The 20,493-nt window shown below is 29.4% G+C and carries 11 protein-coding genes; all 11 read left to right on the top strand.

Annotated features, from left to right (window positions below):
* Window positions 1-110 precede the first annotated feature (110 nt).
* Window positions 111-1,058: a DNA-binding protein WhiA gene (whiA, locus tag CDLVIII_RS28325; RefSeq protein WP_009172921.1), complete on the top strand. Its 948-nt coding sequence runs from the start codon at window positions 111-113 to the stop codon at window positions 1,056-1,058.
* 89 nt (window positions 1,059-1,147) lie between these two features.
* Entirely contained in the window at window positions 1,148-1,432 is a 285-nt protein-coding gene (locus CDLVIII_RS28320; RefSeq protein ID WP_009172920.1) for a Dabb family protein, read from the top strand.
* Between the two features lie 441 nt (window positions 1,433-1,873).
* Complete coding sequence (locus CDLVIII_RS28315; RefSeq protein ID WP_009172919.1) at window positions 1,874-5,446, top strand: DNA polymerase III subunit alpha; 3,573 nt, start codon at window positions 1,874-1,876, stop codon at window positions 5,444-5,446.
* 550 nt (window positions 5,447-5,996) lie between these two features.
* Complete coding sequence (gene pfkA / locus CDLVIII_RS28310; RefSeq protein ID WP_009172918.1) at window positions 5,997-6,953, top strand: 6-phosphofructokinase; 957 nt, start codon at window positions 5,997-5,999, stop codon at window positions 6,951-6,953.
* A gap of 70 nt (window positions 6,954-7,023) precedes the next feature.
* Complete coding sequence (pyk, locus tag CDLVIII_RS28305; RefSeq protein ID WP_009172917.1) at window positions 7,024-8,445, top strand: pyruvate kinase; 1,422 nt, start codon at window positions 7,024-7,026, stop codon at window positions 8,443-8,445.
* Window positions 8,446-8,837: 392 nt separating this feature from the next.
* Window positions 8,838-10,208 (top strand): 23S rRNA (uracil(1939)-C(5))-methyltransferase RlmD, encoded by a 1,371-nt coding sequence (rlmD, locus tag CDLVIII_RS28300; RefSeq protein ID WP_009172916.1) that lies wholly within the window; start codon window positions 8,838-8,840, stop codon window positions 10,206-10,208.
* 372 nt (window positions 10,209-10,580) lie between these two features.
* The gene (locus CDLVIII_RS28295) at window positions 10,581-15,620 is read left to right on the top strand and encodes an ATP-binding protein (protein WP_009172915.1); all 5,040 of its coding nucleotides are present in this window, start codon (window positions 10,581-10,583) and stop codon (window positions 15,618-15,620) included.
* An 89-nt stretch (window positions 15,621-15,709) separates the two neighbouring features.
* On the top strand, window positions 15,710-16,723 hold the full coding sequence (locus CDLVIII_RS28290) for a DUF2971 domain-containing protein (protein WP_009172914.1): 1,014 nt from the start codon (window positions 15,710-15,712) through the stop codon (window positions 16,721-16,723).
* A 167-nt stretch (window positions 16,724-16,890) separates the two neighbouring features.
* Window positions 16,891-18,018, top strand: a complete 1,128-nt coding sequence (locus CDLVIII_RS28285; RefSeq protein WP_009172913.1) for a hypothetical protein — start codon at window positions 16,891-16,893, stop codon at window positions 18,016-18,018.
* A complete protein-coding gene (locus CDLVIII_RS28280; protein ID WP_009172912.1) occupies window positions 18,011-18,478 on the top strand; it encodes a three component ABC system middle component in 468 nt (155 codons plus the stop codon). The genes CDLVIII_RS28285 and CDLVIII_RS28280 overlap by 8 nt, the downstream gene beginning before the upstream one ends.
* Window positions 18,475-20,466, top strand: a complete 1,992-nt coding sequence (locus tag CDLVIII_RS28275) for a DUF3732 domain-containing protein (protein WP_009172911.1) — start codon at window positions 18,475-18,477, stop codon at window positions 20,464-20,466. The genes CDLVIII_RS28280 and CDLVIII_RS28275 overlap by 4 nt, the downstream gene beginning before the upstream one ends.
* Window positions 20,467-20,493: the final 27 nt, after the last annotated feature.

Raw genomic sequence — 20,493 nt, 5'->3', positions numbered from 1 at the left:
TTTCATTGAAATATATTTATAAAATCTGCAAGGTTTTGTTTCTAAATTGATAATTGTCCATTGAAAATTGTTAATTGAATCATAATACTAAAGGTAAGGAAGGAAACGAAATGTCATTTTCATCTAAAGTTAAAGGAGAAGTATGTAGATATATAGATATTTCTAAGGAAGAAGCATTAGCAGAAATATCAGCTATAATGAAGGTTAGTGGCACATTAGCTTTTAGTGGAAGTGGACTAAGTTTTAAAATGACCACGGAAAATCCAGCTAGTGCTAGATTGATTTTTACACTTTTAAAAGAACATTTTGATATTCATTCAAAATTAATGGTTAAAAAAAGTAATTCATTAAAAAAGAATAATATTTATATGGTTGTGATTTCGGAAGAAATGGGTGTCAGAGGACTGTTAAGTGAAACTGGTATACTTAAAGAAATTGATGGAATAATGAGCTTGGATTATAGAATAGAAAAGCACATATTTAACGATGATGATATAAAAAAGGCATATATAAGAGGGGCATTTATAGGTGGAGGAAGTATAAGCAATCCTGAGAAAACTTATCACTTAGAATTTGTAACCCATAGTGAAGAATATGCTAGAGATTTATCAAATTTAGTTAATACGTTTAATTTAAATTCGAAAGTAATACAAAGAAAAAACAGTTTTATAGTATACATTAAAGAAGGCGAGCAAATTGTAGACTTACTTAATGTAATTGGAGCTCATTCTTCCCTATTAGAAATTGAAAATATAAGAATAATGAAAGAAATGAGAAATAATGTTAATAGGCTTGTTAACTGTGAAACTGCAAATCTTTCAAAAACAGTAAATGCAGCTGTAAGGCAGGTTGAAAGCATAAAATTAATACAGTCTCAAATAGGACTTCAAAGATTACCTGATAATTTAAGAGAAATTGCAGAATTAAGATTAAATTATCCAGATGAGTCATTAAAGGAATTAGGAGAAATGCTAGATCCACCAGTTGGAAAGTCAGGAATAAATCACAGATTAAGAAAAATAGAAAAAATAGCAGAAGAATTAAGACAAACAACTTAATGCAGTTTACAGTTGTAAGTTCACAGTTTAGAAACAAAAACTGTGAATTGTGCATTGTAAACTGTAAATTAAATAAATGGAGGTGTGTTATGTTTACACATATTGTACTTTTTAAATTAAAGGAACCAACAACAGAAAACTTAGAATTTGTGGCAAAAACCTTATCATCTATGGATGGGAAAATTGATGAATTAAAACATCTAGAAGTAGGTGTTGATGTAGTGAAAAGTGATAGAAGCTACCATGTAGGAATCATAACAAGATTTGATAACAAAGAAGATTATATGTCATATGATGTGAATGAATTTCATGTTGAAAAAGTAAAGAAAGTTATAGGACCATATTTAGAAGACAGTAAAACACTAGATTTTTAAATGATAAGTAAAAAGCGAAGTTTATATTTTTATAGCAAATTTAGTTAAATTATATATATGTAATTAATAAAAATCAGACTATAGGGTGGTAATTTAATGAAATTACTGTGTTGTAGTCTGATTTTATGTATCATTAGAGTAGTTAAATATGGATTTTACTTTTAATAGCCTATATAAAATATCTAAAAGTAATAAAATTAGGACATAATTTAGCTATGATTAGCTAATAAGGAGAGAAGTGGTATGTTAGCGGTAATTATAGTCTAAAACTGATTATTATTTTTTACTTAAAAAATATATAATTAAGGCACATGAAAATAAATAACAAGTCCAAAGTTGTATATGTATAAATGACAATTACAAGGTACATTGTTATAATTAATATGTAAATGAGTTGAATATTTTAAAATTATAAATAATCATGAAGAAAGGAGGAGCTTAATGGAAAAGGAATTTGTACATCTACATTTACATACAGAATATAGTTTGCTAGATGGCTCGGGAAAAATAGGCAATCTAATGAAAAGAGCAAAAGAACTTGGAATGAAGAGCATTGCCATAACTGACCATGGAGTTTTATATGGACTTGTAGATTTTTATAAAGCAGCAAAGGAAAATGATATAAAGCCTATTTTAGGATGTGAAGTATATGTAGTGCCTAAATCTAGGCATATAAAGCAGCCTGATAAGGAAAACTCTACTTATCATTTAGTTTTATTAGTTAAAAATCAAACTGGATATGAAAACTTAATGAAAATAGTGTCAACAGCATCAATAGAAGGGTTTTATTATAAGCCAAGAATTGATCATGAATACCTAAGAAATCATAGTGAAGGGTTAATAGCATTAAGTGCATGCCTAGGAGGGGAAGTACAATCATATCATCTTAAGGATAATTATGAAAAAGCTAAAGAGACAGCTTTAATATACAAAGAAATATTTAATGGAGATTTTTACATTGAATTGCAGAATCATGGTATGGAAGAGCAGCAAAAGGTGAATGAAGCGAATATTAAGTTAGCAGAAGAAACTGGCATACCGTTAGTAGCAACCAATGATGTTCATTACATAAAAAAAGAAGATTCTAAATCTCATGACATTTTAATGTGTATACAAACAGCTAAAACTATAGATGATCCTCATAGAAGAAGATATCCTTCAGATCAGTTTTATTTGAAATCAGCTGAAGAAATGTGGGATATGTTTTCGTATATACCGGAAGCATTAGAGAATACTGTTAAAATTTCAGAGGAATGCGAGTATGACTATAAATTCCATGAATCTAAGCTGCCTAAGTTCCCATTAGAAGAAGGGCAGGATCCTTATGAATATTTAAAGGATACTTGTTATAAGGGGTTAATAGAAAGATATGATGTATTTGAAGGCATAAGAAATCAAGACTTAAATTATAATGAAATTACTGAACTTACAGAAAAGTTTGAAGAAGCTAAGGAATACGTTGAAAGACTAGAGTATGAACTTGATGTAATCAAACAGATGGGATATGTTGATTACTTTTTAATTGTTTGGGATTTTATTAGATTCTCATATGAAAGTGGAATTCCAACAGGTCCTGGTAGGGGGTCGGCGGCAGGATCTATAGTAGCTTATACACTTGGAATTACTAAAATAGATCCAATTAAATATAGCTTGATCTTTGAGCGTTTCTTAAATCCAGAAAGAGTATCTATGCCTGATATCGATAGTGACTTCTGTTATGAAAGAAGAGAAGAAGTTATTGACTATGTTGTTAAAAAGTATGGAGTAAATAATGTTTCACAGATAATAACTTTTGGTACAATGGCAGCAAGGTTATGTATAAGAGACGTAGGAAGGGCTATGAATTATAGCTATGCTGAAGTTGATAGAATTGCTAAAATGATACCTACAATGCTTGGAATAACTATAGAAAAGGCTTTAGATCTAAATCCAGAACTAAAGTTAGCGTATGATACCGATGATAGAGTAAAGGCTTTAATAGATGTTTCAAAGGATTTAGAAGGTCTTCCAAGGCATTCTTCAACCCATGCAGCAGGAGTAGTAATTGCATCTAAACCATTAGTTGAGTATGTGCCATTGCAAAAGAACGATGAAATGATAGTAACCCAATTTGGCATGACAACTTTAGAAGAACTTGGATTACTTAAAATGGATTTCTTAGGACTTAGAACATTAACAGTTATGAATGATGCCGTTAAAATGATTAAGGAAAATAGAGGAATAGATGTAGATTTAGATAAGATAGATTTCGAAGATGAAGAAATTTATAAGATGATTGGAGAAGGTAATACAGCAGGTGTATTCCAATTAGAATCACCAGGAATGACTTCATTTATGAAAGAATTAAAGCCTGATTCCTTTGAGGATATAATTGCAGGAATCTCTTTATACAGACCAGGCCCAATGGCTGAAATACCAAGATATATAGAGGGAAAGAAAAATCCGGAAAAGGCTACTTACCTAACTAAAGAGTTAGAACCTATATTAAAGGTAACCTATGGATGTTTAGTATATCAAGAACAAGTAATGCAGGCAGTTAGAGATCTAGCTGGATATTCCATGGGACGAAGCGATATGGTTAGAAGAGCTATGTCAAAGAAAAAACATAAAGTCATGGAAGAGGAAAGAAAGAATTTCATTCATGGTATTGTTGAGAATGGTGAAGTGGTGGTACCAGGATGTATAAGAAATGGTATTTCTGAAGAAGCAGCAAATAAGATTTTTGACTCAATGATGGATTTTGCATCTTATGCATTCAATAAGTCTCATGCAGCAGCTTATGCAGTTGTAGGGTATCAGACAGCATATCTTATGAAGTATTATCCAGTAGAGATGATTGCGGCTACGCTGAATTCGATCATGGGAAGAGATGAAAAGGTAGCATATTACATTGGTATGGCGGAGAACTTAGGGATACAAGTATTACCTCCTAACATAAATGAAAGTTATTCAAGATTTACAGTTAAGGGAGATAAAATTAGGTTTGGTATGGCTGCTATAAAAAATGTTGGAGCTAATGTTGTAGACAGTATAGTAAGGGCAAGAGAGGAAAAGGGAAAATTTGAATCGCTTGTAGACTTTATAAATAAAATGGATACATCAGCAATAAATAAACGTGCAGTTGAATGTTTGATAAAAGCGGGAGCTTTAGATGATTTTAATGTTTTTAGATCAAAGATGCTGGCAGTTCATGAAAAATTGATTGACAATATATCAAGCGATAAGAAGAGAAATATTGATGGACAGATAAGTTTGTTTGCAAGCGAGGAATTAAAGAATCCAGAGGTTAATTATCCTAACATAAAAGAATTTGATAAAAGAAACCTATTAGCAATGGAGAAGGAAATGACTGGACTTTATATTACAGGACATCCTTTGGATGATTATGCACAAAGCTTAAAGATGCAGACTACAAATGAAATATCCAAGATATTCATAGGACAAGAAACCCTTGATGACACATTAGAAGCTGATATGCCAGAGGTTGCTATATTTAATAGAGAGGATACTCTGCAGGATAATGATAGGGTAATTCTTGGAGGAATTCTTGCAAGTGTTAATCAAAAAATAACTAGAAATAACTCAATAATGGCTTTTTTAACTCTTGAAGATTTAACAGGGACCATAGAAGTAATAGTTTTTCCTAAAACACTAGAAAAAGTTAAGGCTTTATGTGTGACTGATAGCTTAGTGATAATAAAAGGACGTTTAAGCTTAAAGGAAGATGAGCAGCCTAAGTTAATATGTGAAAACATAGAACCTTTAGAAAAGATAAATAGTTCGAAGATATATTTAAGGGTTGAGGACACAATAGCAGCTAAAGAATTAAATAAAAAGCTCAAAGAAATATTAGTTTCAGATTATTTGGGAGATACACCTATTTATATATTTGAGAATAAAGGAAAACAAAAGTTCAGGGTGCCAAGGGATCGATGGGTTTCATTAAATAGTGATGTTACAACATTGCTTAGAGGAACATTGGGAGAAGAGAATGTTAAAGTATTAGATTCATAAACAAGACGTAATCAAAAAATAACAAGTCCACCTAGTAGGATATTTTCAATAATGCTAGTTTTGGACTTGTTATTTTATTTCATTTCATGTGTCTAAATTATAAATTAATTGCAATTAAAGAGCTGGATTATATTAAATAGGCAAATGAAAAATATTACAAAAATTAAAGTGACAAAAATAATAATAATTTATATAAATTTATCGATTATTGGTTATAATATAAGGAGTGATTATATTCACATATAGTAATATTGTTATCTAAAAAGTAGTTAATATATTTAAAAATATTTGTATATAAATTTATGAAATAGTAAAAATTATGAATAATATGTATAAAAATAAATAAAAGAATTAATAGGTTATTCAAGATATAAGATTTTTCATAAAATTAAGACAATTATTTCAGAATTATATCAGAAGTTGCTTAAATATGATTGATAATTCGATCAATTTTATGTACAATTAATCTTGGTTAATGAAAAATGGTTAAATTATGTACATAAGGGTCTCCAAAGGTCCCTTAAAGGTATTTAAGGAGGAAATATATATTATGAAAAAGATAGCTGTGTTAACAAGTGGTGGAGATGCACCAGGAATGAATGCTGCAATTAGAGCAGTAGTAAGAACTGCACTTTATAATGGAATTGAAGTTATGGGCGTGCAAAGAGGATATAGTGGATTAATCAATGGAGAATTATTTAAAATGGATAGAAACTCTGTATCTGATATAATCCAAAGAGGTGGAACTATCTTAAGAACTGCTAGATGTCCTGAATTCAAGAACGAAGAAGTTAGAAAAAAAGCTGCTAAAATACTACAAGCTTATGGAATAGAAGCGTTAGTAGTTATAGGTGGAGATGGATCATTTACAGGAGCAAAATTATTATCAAAGCTTGGAATAAAGACAATAGGTCTTCCAGGAACTATAGACAATGATTTAGCTTATACAGATTTTACTTTAGGTTTTGATACAGCATTAAATACTGTAGTAGATGCCATAAATAAAATTAGAGATACTTCAACTTCACATGAAAGAGTTTCAATTGTAGAAGTTATGGGAAGAGATTGCGGAGACTTATCTTTATATGCAGGTATTTGCGGTGGAGCAGAAGCAATCATAATTCCAGAAATGGAATTTGACAGAGACGAACTTTGTAAAACTATTTTAGAAGGAAAAAATAAAGGAAAGATGCATAACTTAATAATTCTTGCAGAAGGAATTGGTGGAGCATTTGAACTTGCAAAGTATGTTGAAGAAATAACAGGAATTGAAACAAGAGCAACAATCTTAGGTCATATTCAAAGAGGTGGAAGTCCTTCAGCTACAGATAGGCTTTTAGCTTCAAGAATGGGAGCAAAAGCTATAGAAGTATTATTAGAAGGAAAAACTTCAAGAGTAATAGGAATTAGAAATAATCAAATAATTGACCAAGATATAGATGAAGCTCTAGACATGGAAAGTAAATTTGATAAAGAGTTATATGATGTGGCTCAAATATTATCATAATAGTTATTTAGCTTATAGTTTATTTATATAAATTCTATAAATTAATCCAAGAAAGAGGAGTGTTAGTTTAATGAGAAAAACTAAAATGATTTGTACTATTGGTCCAGCAAGTGAGGATATTGAAATATTAGAAAAAGTTGTGCTTGCAGGAATGAATGCCTCAAGACATAATTTTTCACATGGAGATCATGAAGAACACGGTGGAAGAATTGCAAAGGTTAAAGAATTATCAAAGAAATTAAATAGAGAAATTGCTATAATTCTTGATACTAAAGGACCAGAAATCAGAACAGGAGTATTTGAGCCAAAGAAAGTTGAATTAACTAAAGGCGCTGAATTCACAGTATATGCTGGAGATATGTCAGTAATTGGTGACACTACTAAATGTGCTGTTACTTATGAAGGTTTAGCAAATGACGTAAAACCAGGAAACACTATTTTAATAGATGATGGTTTAGTAGGATTAACTGTAAAATCAGTTGAAGGAAATGCTATAAAGTGTGAAGTTCAAAACACTGGATTTGTTGCAACTCATAAAGGAGTAAATGTACCTGGAGTTTCAATTAAATTACCAGCACTTACTGAAAAAGATAAAGAAGACTTAATCTTTGGATGTAAAGTTGGAGTTACTATGATTGCTGCTTCATTCATAAGAAAAGCAGAAGACGTTAAGACTATTAGAAAGATTCTTGATGAAAACGGCGGAGAAAGAATATTAATCTGTTCAAAGATCGAAAATCAAGAAGGTGTTGATAACGTAGATGAAATATTAGAAGTATCAGATCTTTTAATGGTTGCTAGAGGAGATATGGGAGTTGAAATTCCAATAGAACAAGTACCAGCAGTTCAAAAGATGATGATTAAGAAGTGTAATGAAGCTGGAAAACCAGTTATCACTGCAACTCAAATGTTAGATTCTATGATGAGAAACCCAAGACCAACAAGAGCAGAAGTTTCAGACGTTGCTAATGCTATTTTAGATGGTACTGATGGAATCATGTTATCAGGAGAAAGCGCTAATGGAGATTATCCAGTAGAAGCTGTAGCTACAATGGCTAAAATTGCTGAAGAAACTGAAAAATCTTTAAAATATAAAGTGGCAGTTTCTCAAGCTAAATCACACGTTCCAGCTATTGCAGGAGTTATTTCAAGAGCAGCTAGTAATGCAGCTAATGAATTAGAAGCAGCAGCTGTAATAACTTCAACTCAAACAGGAGCAACTGCAAAGAGAATTTCTCAATGTAGACCAGAATGTCCAATTATAGCTGTTACTCCAGATGAAGTAGTTGCTAGACAATTAGCATTCTCATGGGGTGTATATGCAATAGTTGCTGATAAGATGGTATCAACTGATGAATTATTAGAAAAATCAGTTGAAATAGCTAAAAACCACGAATTTGTTAAATCAGGAGATACTGTTGTAATAGCAGCAGGTGTACCTGTTGATCAAGTTGGAGCAACTAACTTATTAAAAGTTGATGTTGTTAAATAAGATTAAAATTTAACTTTTTGTACATAGAGAGACTTTAGTGATTTTCACTAGAGTCTCTTTTTATAAAAAATTAACAAAAAATTAACAATTATATATGACTGATTTAATATATAATGTATATTATTGCTTTTAAAAGGGAATAATATTTGAGTAATTATGGAATTAAATGGCAACTGATTCTGTATTAAGCACATGAAAAAATATCAAGTTAATAGATTGACTCAATGTTTTTTTAATGTGCATTAAGCACCGCAAGGTGCTCTTTTTTTATGTCATAACAAATTAAATATAGTTGATTGGCCTATTATAGATATTATAATTTCTATTTATATATGATAGAATGTAGAAAGGAATTTTAAGCAGTTATACCTAACAACGAAGGAAGTGTGTATGTGTTAGAAAAAAATAAGGAATATATAGTGAAAATTGATTCTTTGGGGTATGAAGGAGAAGGAGTAGCTAAAATAGATAGATATCCTGTATTTATACAGGGAGCATTAACGAATGAAACTGTTAAGATAAGGATTGTTAAAGTTAAGAAAAATTATGCTTACGGAAAGATTATAGAGATAGTAGAACGATCTGATGAAAGAGAAATACCAAAATGCAGTAATTACGAAATTTGTGGCGGTTGTGCATTAATGCATTCTACTTATAAAGGACAGCTAGATTTCAAATATAATAGGGTTAAAGAATGTATAGAAAGAATAGGCGGGCTAAAAAGCGATGTAGTTAAGTATCCTATAGGCATGGAAAATCCATATAGATATAGGAATAAAGGTATATTTTCTGTTGGATTAGTGAACAATGAACTTTCTATAGGTTTTTTCAGTGAAAAAACTCATGAGATAATTGATATGAATGCTTGTCTTCTTCAAGATAGGGAAAGCGACGAAATAATAAAGATAATACGAGAATGGATGAAAACTTATTCCATAACAGCGGCAAAAAAGGATGGAGTATTTTTTAAGCAAGGATTAGTCAGAAGTATAATGGTTAGAAAAGGATATAATACAAATGAAATAATGGTTGTATTGATTACTACTGATAAAGAAATCCCTCATAAAAAAGAACTAATTAATAAGTTGGAAACAGATGTAAAAAATGTAAAGAGCATAATTCAAAATGTAAATACTAAAAATACTGGCGTGGTTTTTGGTGACAAATGCGTTACGTTGTGGGGAGAAGATTCTATATCTGATTACATAGGCAAATATAAATTTAACATATCACCTTTATCGTTCTTTCAAGTAAATCCAGTGCAGACAGAAATTCTTTACAATAAGGCTTTGGAATATGCTAATTTAAGTGGAGATGAAGTTGTATTCGATGCTTATTGTGGAACAGGTACAATAACATTATTTTTAGCTGAAAAAGCTAAAAAAGTATATGGTGTTGAAATAGTAGAGCAAGCAATTGATAATGCTACAATTAATGCAAAAGTTAATGGAATAGATAATTCAGAATTTCTTGTTGGGAAATCTGAAGAGGTAATTCCAGAGCTTATAGACCAGGGAATTAGTCCAGATGTTATAGTTGTCGATCCTCCAAGAAAAGGGTGTGATACTAAACTATTAGAGGTCATTGGAAAGACAAAGGTAAAAAAAATAGTTTATGTATCCTGTGATCCAGGGACTTTAGCAAGAGATTTAAAGTATTTAGCAGATATGGGATACAAAGTACTAGAAGTGCAGCCGGTGGATATGTTTCCTCAAACTAAACATGTGGAGACTTGCGTGTTGCTACAACGAAAAACTATATAGAAATCCTTAATTTTAGGCACTTCTTCAACCATTTTGTTTTTACAAATGAGGGTGATAAAATCCGTAATAAACAGTTAAAAAAATATATTAATGTTTCTGTGGTTATTGATATGGAGTGTGGGGATACAATAAAATAGTTAGTGATTAAAAAGGTACTATTAAAAAAATAGTACCTTTTTTGCTGTTAAATATATTATCTGAAATTTAGATATATGTCTGTAATAGCTATTTTGTGTTGTGAAATATAGGAGATAGTTATACAATAAGGTAAACAATGTTGATTTATTGTATAACTATTCCATTTGAAGATAGTGAAAACTACTTTTCATTACTATATGTGCCGCAAGTAGTAGATGCGGAAAGGAGACCAAAATGAGTTTAAAAACAGAGATTGAAAAGATTTTTTTAGATAATACAAATTATGCAAACCCTAGTCAGGCAGTAAATCAAGCAAGTTCACTTAACGCATTATCAGGTGACTTATACACAGACTCAAAGCGATTTATTTATGAACTTTTACAAAATGCAGATGATTCTTCTCAAAATAGTGAAGCTGTTAAAGTATGGATAAAAATTTTCGGCGATAATTTAGTTGTTGCTCATTCAGGGAGACCGTTCACTACTCGTGATATTCAGGGAATTTGTAATGTAAATAATGGTACAAAAAAATCAGATTTGACGAAAACAGGGTATAAAGGAATTGGATTCAAATCGGTTTTTGGACAATCTGATAAAGTAACGATATTTACAAAAGATGAATATTTTAGATTTGATTCGTCCTATTCATTTGACTGGAAATGGGATGTGTCAAAGAAAATATGGGAGCAAAACAATGACAGAGAATTTCAATTTCCGTGGCAAATTATTCCTATATATACAGAAGTAAAAGATGTCTTTGAGCCAATAAATCAATTTCTTAAAGATATTGATGCAAGTGTCGCAACAATAATTCAAATGAAGAATGTGAACGAGACGAGCCAGGCGGCTCAGAGTCTATCTCAGAACTTAAACATGTTTTTGTTCCTTAAAAATATTAATGAGATTAATTTTGATATTACAGAATTAGTTTCTGTTGAAATCAAGCGAACAGAAAATGATAGAATCACCTTAAAGAGAGGTAATGGTTTAAAAGTTAACTGGTTGTTAAATACTATTAGACTAAAAGTTCCGAGCGAAGTTAAAACTGTCCTACAAGATGAACGAAATATTCCTGAGAAATTACTGAATGCTGATTCCATAGAGTTATCGTTAGCTGCCAAAGTGGAGAATGATGGTATTACTAAACTTTCTAAACAAGAAAAACTTCTATATTCATATTTACCGACTGGTGAAACAAAGTATTCTTTGCCAGTGCTTGTTAATACAAGCTTTCTAACCACCGCAAATAGAGAATCCCTTCATGCTGATTCAAAATGGAATCAATGGCTTTTTAAAACAATTGCTATTGAGATTTTTAAATGGATCTCAAGATTAGTAAATACAGAGCTTGATTTTCAAGCATATGAATTAATACCTAATGACATTTTTGCTGATGAGCTGGGTAAGAAATTTAATGAAGGAATTAAAGATGCTCTAAAAAATATTCCGTTTATTGTATCTAGAGAAGGAAAGTTAATTAAAATTGAAAACGCAATAGTTGATTTTACATATCTATCAAAGAAAAGATTTGTAGGCGAAGAATCTATTAGAAAATTTATTAATGGTAATGAAAAAAGGAGAATAGATTCTTCTAAACAATTTGTCAAAGATAATAGCTTTTTTTCTGATTTTAAAAGGCTTGGTTCTTCTTGCTTTGAATGGGTACACTTACAACGATTTCTCAGCTCAATATATTTTAAAGATGCACATACAATAGCTTATAATATGGAACTTATAAAATATTTTAAGAAACTTTGTGAATTGGATAAGGTTAAAGATATTTCAAAAGAAGTACTCATGAAACTTCCATTTATTTGGGATCATAAGAATAGTATCAGTTATCCATATGAAGTGTGCTTTCCTACAGCAGACGATCAGAACTGGAATAACCCTAATAGTGATTTATCTTTTCTACATCAAGAATTGCAGAGTTGGCTTCTTGAAGATTCAGAAAGTAGACATTGGTTAGAGAGCTTGGGAGTTAAAGAAAAAACAGACATTACTTATATAACTCAGACTATTATACCTAAAATTAATAGTTATATAACAAACCAGAATGCTATACAAACAATTCGAGATTTATTTAGTTTGTATAGAAAGGGAAATCTTAAAGAAGATTTGATAATACAACTATCGAAAATTAAACTTCTTACTCAAAAAGGCTCATTGTGTCCAGCAAAAGATTGTTTTCTTTCGGATTATTATAAACCAAGGTTAGAAATTGAAAAAATAATAGAGAAAGATATTTTTGTCAGTGAATTGTACTGTGTAAATGCCCTTGAAAAGGATGAATGGAAACGCTTTTTTAAATTACTTGGAGTTCAAGAAGGAATTTCAATACTATCGTACAAAGATAAACATTCTACATCCCAATTAATCGAGGATGGGTTTAAATGTGAATATTTTGAAACGGATAATAAAAAATTTACCCCTTTTTACACAACTTTTACAGCAGATTCTTACAGTGATATAATAACTCTGAATTATATTCAACTTACAGAAAATAGTCCTAAGTTTGCCTTCAAATTTTGGTCTGATTATATAGAAAACTATTTACCAAGTAGTATCAAAGCACCAGCAATCGCATATTGGGGTCACGAGAACAGACCTGGACGTACAAACGGTGATTCAGTTGAAAACTTTGTTCCATGGTTTGTTAAAAACATACAATGTATTCCTACTCTTTCGGAAAAATGTGAAACTTCATCTTTTGTACTTCTTAATACAGAAGAGATAAAAGCTGTGGCTGGAAAGTATTTGCCAGTATTTAATGGACCTGAATTACATCCAGATTGGAAAGCTTTCTTTAATTTTCGAACAAGCTTAGAATTGTCAGATTACTTAGAATTACTCAGTAAAATCTCATTAGATATCGATGACAAAGGAAGCATAAAGAATGATAATTACAAAAAAATTCAATCTATTTACTCTGTGTTATTGACTCAATGTGCTAATTGGAGTATTGATGAAATTTCAAAAGTTGAAGAATGGGCTGATACTGGACTTTTATTAAATACGAAAAATAAATTCACAGAATGCAATAATCTAAAATATTTCTTAGATGGTAACGAAGCTATTTTTCAAGATCAGTATTGTTTTATAATGCTTAGCGCTGAAAATAAAAAAAATCCAAACCTAGATAAATTCTTAAATCACTTTAAAGTAAAGTTATTGAGACAAAGTGAATTTGAACTAGTTCACACTCAAGAAGAAGTATGTACGAGTTTGAAAAATCAATTGAAGAATATTAATCCATATTTTAAAATATGGATTGAAAATGAAGATAGTGATGTTAATACAAGAGACAGCTTAGAAAAACTACAAGATAAAATTGAAATCTTAGAAATTTTTCAGGCTGAAAAGCTTGAAATTGCGTATAAGGGGATTGATTTTATTAAGAATGTGAATATTCATTTTAATGAAACCAGTCTTTATGTAACGAATCCTTGGAATGCTAATAGTGTATTATTAAAGCTATCTGAGGTTCTGTGTCGCTATTTTCAGCTAGTTGGATACGATAAGAAATTAGACTTTTTACTTAGATCTAATGATGATGAGATTCAAAAGTACTTTAGGCAGGAAGAACTCCACATACCAGAAGAAGTTTTGGAAATAACACGTGATTTTGAGTGTGAAACAAAGAATCATAAAATAAATTCTTTTGCTGATATTGAGACTGCAATCAATGAAAAAAAGATATCCCCTGAATTCTTTCATTTATCAACACCAGATTATGGTCGATTAAAGTATATACAACAACGTATTCCAAGAGCAGTAACTAATGTAATGGAACATCTCAAGAAATTACCAGAATACGATTGTTCACATTTTTATAAGATTGCAGATAGTATTATTGGGGGTGTAACAAAAAATGGAAATGAAATAACAGTAGTAGCCAGACCATCAGATAATGATGAAGTACTGATTTATTACACATCTGAATTTGATGTTCTTGAATATGTAGATGCTGAATTTTGGTGTGAAGATGGTATAAACATCCCAAAACAAATAACATTGGGGCAACTTCTGAAAAAAACTGGCATTAATAGAATTCCGATAAAAAATATTGATATTGAAGATTCTGAACTTGAAACATTGCTAAATGGTTCAAAATCTGAAGTATTAGAATTTAATGCTATACCATATGCTCCACAAAAAATAGCGAGAATTATTTCATCTTTTGCCAATACGGATGGAGGAACATTGATTTTCGGACTTAAAGAAACTTCACCTACTTCAAATGAGATTGTTGGATTAAGTGCTGATTTTCAGGTAGTTAAAATTATAAAGAAAGCAATTTCTCTACTTTCACCAATTCCAACAGTAACTTATGACTGGTTAAAAAGTGGAGAAAAATCTATTTTTGTGATCAAAACAGAAAAATCAGAAAATGAAATATTGCTAGAGAACCAAAAGTATATCAGAGAAAAATCTAATAGTCTCTTAGAGGAGAAGGCATCAGAGTGTAAAACTAAATTAAATATTTCTAGGATTAGAAAAACTATAGCGATTATTATTGCAATAGAAAATTATGCACCTAGACAAGAAAATCAAATAAAAGCTGTAAAGTACGCTATTAATGATGCAATGAAATTTAAAGAAATGCTGATTAATTCAATGAATGTAGATGAAAATGATATTTACATGATTATGAATGAAGAAGCATTGAAAAGTACTTTGGAGTATGAGTTTAGAAGTTTATTTTATTATTTAACAGAGGAAGATCGCTTAGTTTTTTATTATGTTGGACATGGTTTCCATAATGGTATCACTAATTATCTATCAACTTATGATATGCATCCATCTAATATATCAGAAACTGCGGTTTCATTACAAAAAATTCTACTTGATCCTTTACGAAAATCCAAATGTGAAAATGCGCTTATTTTTATAGATGCTTGTGCGCAAAGCTTCAAAGATGAAAATGAGAGAAGTCAAATTACTGATATTAATGATGAGGAACTAGAATTACTTACTAATGAATTTCCGTACTATGCAGTATTTCTTTCTTGCCAACCAGGACAAAGTTCGTATTCAAGTGATATCTTGAATAATGGAATATGGACTCATCATTTAGTAAAGGCAATAAGTGGGGATATATCAGAAGTTATACGTAGTAATAAATATATTACTGACAGATTATTGAATGATTATCTTTCTAGTAGTGTATCTATATATACAAAAGAAGAACTAGGATATAATCAAAACCCTAAAGCGATTCTAGATTCAAGTTATGAAAATGTCATTTTAGAAATAAAAAAAGAAAATGGATAGAAATTTTATTTATAGAAGACTTATAGAAGACTATGAATCATAATAGATTAATAAAATAGGTTACGTAATTAAAAGGAGACTGAAGCAATATGGTAAAAAGTCAGCAAGAAAATGTGATGAAAAAGGAAATTCCACATAAGAAAAAATTAGGTAAGAATACTTTGGCTAATAATTATATATCAAAACATTCAGCTATTGACTCTTTGGCAGGAACATTTTATCATCATACTTCACCTGAAGGACTGTTAGGAATTTTGAGGAATAGACAAATATTTTTTACAGATTGCCAATTTCTTAATGACTATAAAGAGAGAATGGGAATTAACAAAGAATTAGACTTATTTTGGAATAAAAATAAAGGAACTTATGAGCAAGATTTTTATAAATTGATGAGTAGCATAAGAATTAGTGAATATGAAGATTTATATTACGATATAAATGGAAGCAATGAACTTTCTCGTTATTTTGTTATGTCAACATCAAAGAATAGTGATAGTCTAAGTATGTGGAAATACTATGCTAAAAATGGAGCATATTATGGATATAATATAGGTTTATTTGTACCGGCATTAGATGATGAATGGATAGATGAAGAGATAGAAGTAGTTATTGAAAATGGTGAAGTTATTTATAGTAATGATGAAAAGCAAAGTATAATATTGAAAGGAATAAATAACATATATAAATTTTGGCTTGAATACGAAAAATGCAATGAAATAAATTTGAAAATAGCTAGAGATTTTAAAGAGTGGATTTCGTATATATCAGTATTTTTTAAAGATGAAAGTTTTGCCTCAGAAGAAGAATATAGATTTGTGGCTATTGCACCTAAAAGTAAGCTAAACAAGTTATTTTATAAAGACGGACAAACAAACATAAAAATGTATGATTTCAGAATAGTAAATGGTGTTGCAGTACCATATTTAAAGATACCTATCTGTAGTGATAGCAGTGAAGAGTTTTGGGGAATAGATAGTATTGGAATATCGCCTACTCAACACCATGACCAAATGGCTAATGGAATTATTCAACTTACTAATTCGCTTGACTATTTACTTCATAATTTTACAATTAGAAAATCTAATATCCCATTAAGATACTAAGTTCTTTATTTACAAGAATAATTATTAATTGGTTTAATGTTGAAATTTAGATGAAATGTTGGAAATTTTGTAAAATATATTGTAAAATAATAACTAAAGAATATTTGACAATTTAAGGGACAACCTTTCAGTTTAAATTTAGTACAGAAAACTTTTGGGGTGGGAGTATGAGTGATAAGAAAATTAGGAATGATGCATCTTCATCAATAGACGGTATTGTTTATCAATTTTATATAGCACTGAAATATGCATTTGAATTACCAGAGAATAGAAAACTTTTAATAGAAAAATTTGGTGATGTAACTTTAGAGGATAAATCACAAATTGAAGTTAAAAAATATAAAGATAGCTTAACGGATACTCATGAAAACCTGTGGAATACTCTTTTAAATTGGGTGGATGCAAATTTCGACATTGAGGCATTTGAAACATTAATATTGCTTACAACGCAGAGTATTGGGGAAAAATCCAAATTGAAAAATTGGAATTCAAAAAATGCAGACCAGAAATTAACGATTTTAGAGGAAATTTATAATAAGTATACTCAAAAAAAGAAGAAAGATTTAAGTAAACTTGAATTAATAGAAGAAGTTATTAAGGATGAAAATAAAATTAAACTAAAAGATGTTTTAGAAAAATTTATTATAGTTTCATCCAATCCTGATGATGTAGAATTATATAATCAATTATGTATGAAATATGCTAGAAACATTCCTAAGAAAAATCAGGATAATTATATAAGATCTTTACTTGGATATTTAATATCGCCAAAAGGTGATAATAAAGATAAATGGGAAATAACATGTGATGATTTCAATAATGAGTGTGAGAAATTGGGTAAATTATTAATTGATAAAGAAAGTTTATTTCCGAGGATAGAGTGTTGTACAGAAATTGAATATGAAGAATATAAAGGTCATTTATTTGTTAAAAAAATAGAAGAGATTGAGTACAATAAAGAAATTAAAGATGCAATAAAAGAATATGTGGAAATACATTCTTTGGTAATAAATGAGTTTCTAACACGCCAAGTATCAAAAGGAAAATATGATAGTTATGAGGAAGAGGCTAAAAAAGATTACAAGAGATTATATAGAAAGGCAAGCAGGAATATTTGTGATGATGATTGTATAAAAGAATCAAAAAATTTTTACGATGATATTATGACAAGTGAAGCGCCTCAATTTATGAGTTATTCTGATACACCAAAAACATTTAGAAATGGTATACTGCATATGGTTGCAGATGATGTTAATGAAGATATTAAGTGGAAACTAGGTGATGAAAATGTCTAGAGCTATAAATAATATATATACTATTTTAAACAATCCTTTTAAGTTAATGGAATTGATTGTACATTTTTACTCATCATATGAAAATCAAGATAAAGATATACTTTTGTCGTACCTTATCTTACCACTAGTATTGAATAGAGATAGTAGAAAAAAATTATTAAATCTTAATAGAAATGGTTGTAATCTGTTATCTCTAACTAAAAACTCAAACAGTGTAGTTGGCTTAGAACAAATGATTGAGGAATATAAAAATATTACCAACGAGTGTATTCAAATTGCATTGCTAAATGGGTATTTAGAACTTAATGAAAATAAAAGTCTTGTAAGAACGGATAAAGGTCTAAAAAATGAATTCTTCAAATTTCGTGAGGAGTATATAGCTATAAGAAATTTTGCCGTTATATTAAAATCTAATGATATTGTTACAATATATAGAATGCTTGGGGTGAAGAAAATATGAATGCATTTGTAAAATACATAGGAGTAATAGATAGTAGTGATAACTTGCATTACGTACCTTTTTATAAAGGTCTAAATATAATTACAGGAAAATCGTCAACAGGTAAAAGTGCTCTAATTGAAATATTTGACTATTGTTTAGGAAGTTCAGAGTTTACTGTTCCAGAAGGAGTTATAACAGATGTGGCAAAGCTATATTTTACGATATTAGCTGTGGGTGATTCTAATTTAATTTTGGCAAGGAGACCATATAGGGAAGGTAAGAAAATTTATATTAAAGTTGAAGATAAGATTGAAATTCAAAATATTAATAGTAGCTATTTTGAAGAAGATTATTTTCTTAGTGAAAAAGACTTTAAATTAGAATTAGGACATTATTTTGGTATAGATATAGATGATACAGATATTGACTTACAAGTACGTAAAAATAGAAATCAAAAAAATCCAAGACCATCTATTAGAAACTTTATGTCATTTATTTTACAGCATCAAAATTTGGTTGCTAATAAGCATTCTATTTTTTACAGATTTGATGAAAAAGAAAAAAGAGAACAAACAATTGAGCAATTTAAAATTTTTATGGGAATAGTAGATCAAAATTATTTCATACTAATGCAAAATTTAAATGAGTATGCGCGAATGATGAAATCGATAGAAAAAGAAGAAGATAAAGTATTAAATTATGAGTTATTATTAAAAAGCACACTTAAAAATAATGTCAGTAAATATCAGATTATAACTGGTAAAAAATTATTTGAAGAAAATATAGATAATATTTTATTAAATCCGAAGAAATATCTAGAATTAATTAAAGATATGAACATAGATATTGACTACAAAGATAATACTTACACTAATAGATTGAATACTCTAAAACAAAATAGAGATAAAGTTCTTATTGAGAAAAGAGAATTAGAAAATAAGGAATATAAAATTGACACATCAATAAGAGCTATTGAAAAATATAAAAATGATATAAAAACAATTTCTGATTTTAATCTGGAGACTAATTCAGAGAGTATTTGCCCATTTTGTAAATCACAAAATCAAGTATTAGAAAAGACAACAAATGAATTGGTAGATGCTTTTGAATGGTTGAATTTAGAATTGAGGAAAACTCCTTATCTTTTAGATTCATTTGTTAAAGATAAAGCTTCGACAACAAAAGAAATTAAAGAAAAGGAAAAGGAAATAGATTCTATATCAAAAGAAATAAATGATATCGAAAGTATTTCGCAAAAATTAAAAGAAAAAGAGTCTTTGGAGAAACAAGCTCAAAAGCTTTTAATGAAAATGGAAAGCGTATTTGAAGAAATATTGATTAATAGAAAGAATGATATAGAAAAGAGAAAAGAAGAAATAAGAAATCAAATATCAGCTATAGAAGATGAATTGAAAAATAAATATAATGTTGAAAGCAAAATTAGGAAGGTTGAAAGATATATTAACACATATATGAATAAAATAGGAAAAAAACTTGATTTTGAAGAAGCTTATAAGCCAATTAATTTGAAATTTAGTTTATCTACGTTTGATTTATGGCATGAGAAAGAAAATAAGAAGATATTTTTAAGATCAATGGGAAGTGGTGCAAATTGGTTATACAGTCATATTTGTTTATTTTTAGCGCTACAGAATTATTTCTGTAGTAATAATAAATGCATGATTCCACCAATATTGTTTTTGGACCAACCTAGTCAGGTTTATTTTCCAAATGCAATTGATTTTTCCGAAGCATTTGATTATAAAGTTTTATCAAACGATATAAATAAAGACAACTTAGAAGCAGATGAAGATTTAGACGCTGTGACTAATTTTTTCAATATACTAGAAGAGCATTGTACGGAAACTTATGAAGAGTACAATATTTTGCCACAAATCATTGTAACTGATCATGCTGATAATTTAAATATGAAAAATAATAATTTTGAGGAACTTGTAAATGGAAGACGTTGGAGAAAAAGAGGTTTTATATGTCCAGTAGGGTAATATAGTTTGTATAAAAGTAGTCGTCAT

Origin of the sequence: Clostridium sp. DL-VIII (assembly GCF_000230835.1) — a bacterium.
Lineage (GTDB): Bacteria > Bacillota > Clostridia > Clostridiales > Clostridiaceae > Clostridium.
The sequence above is the reverse complement of the archived record's forward strand: the minus strand, read 5'-3'. Positions and strand labels throughout refer to the sequence as shown.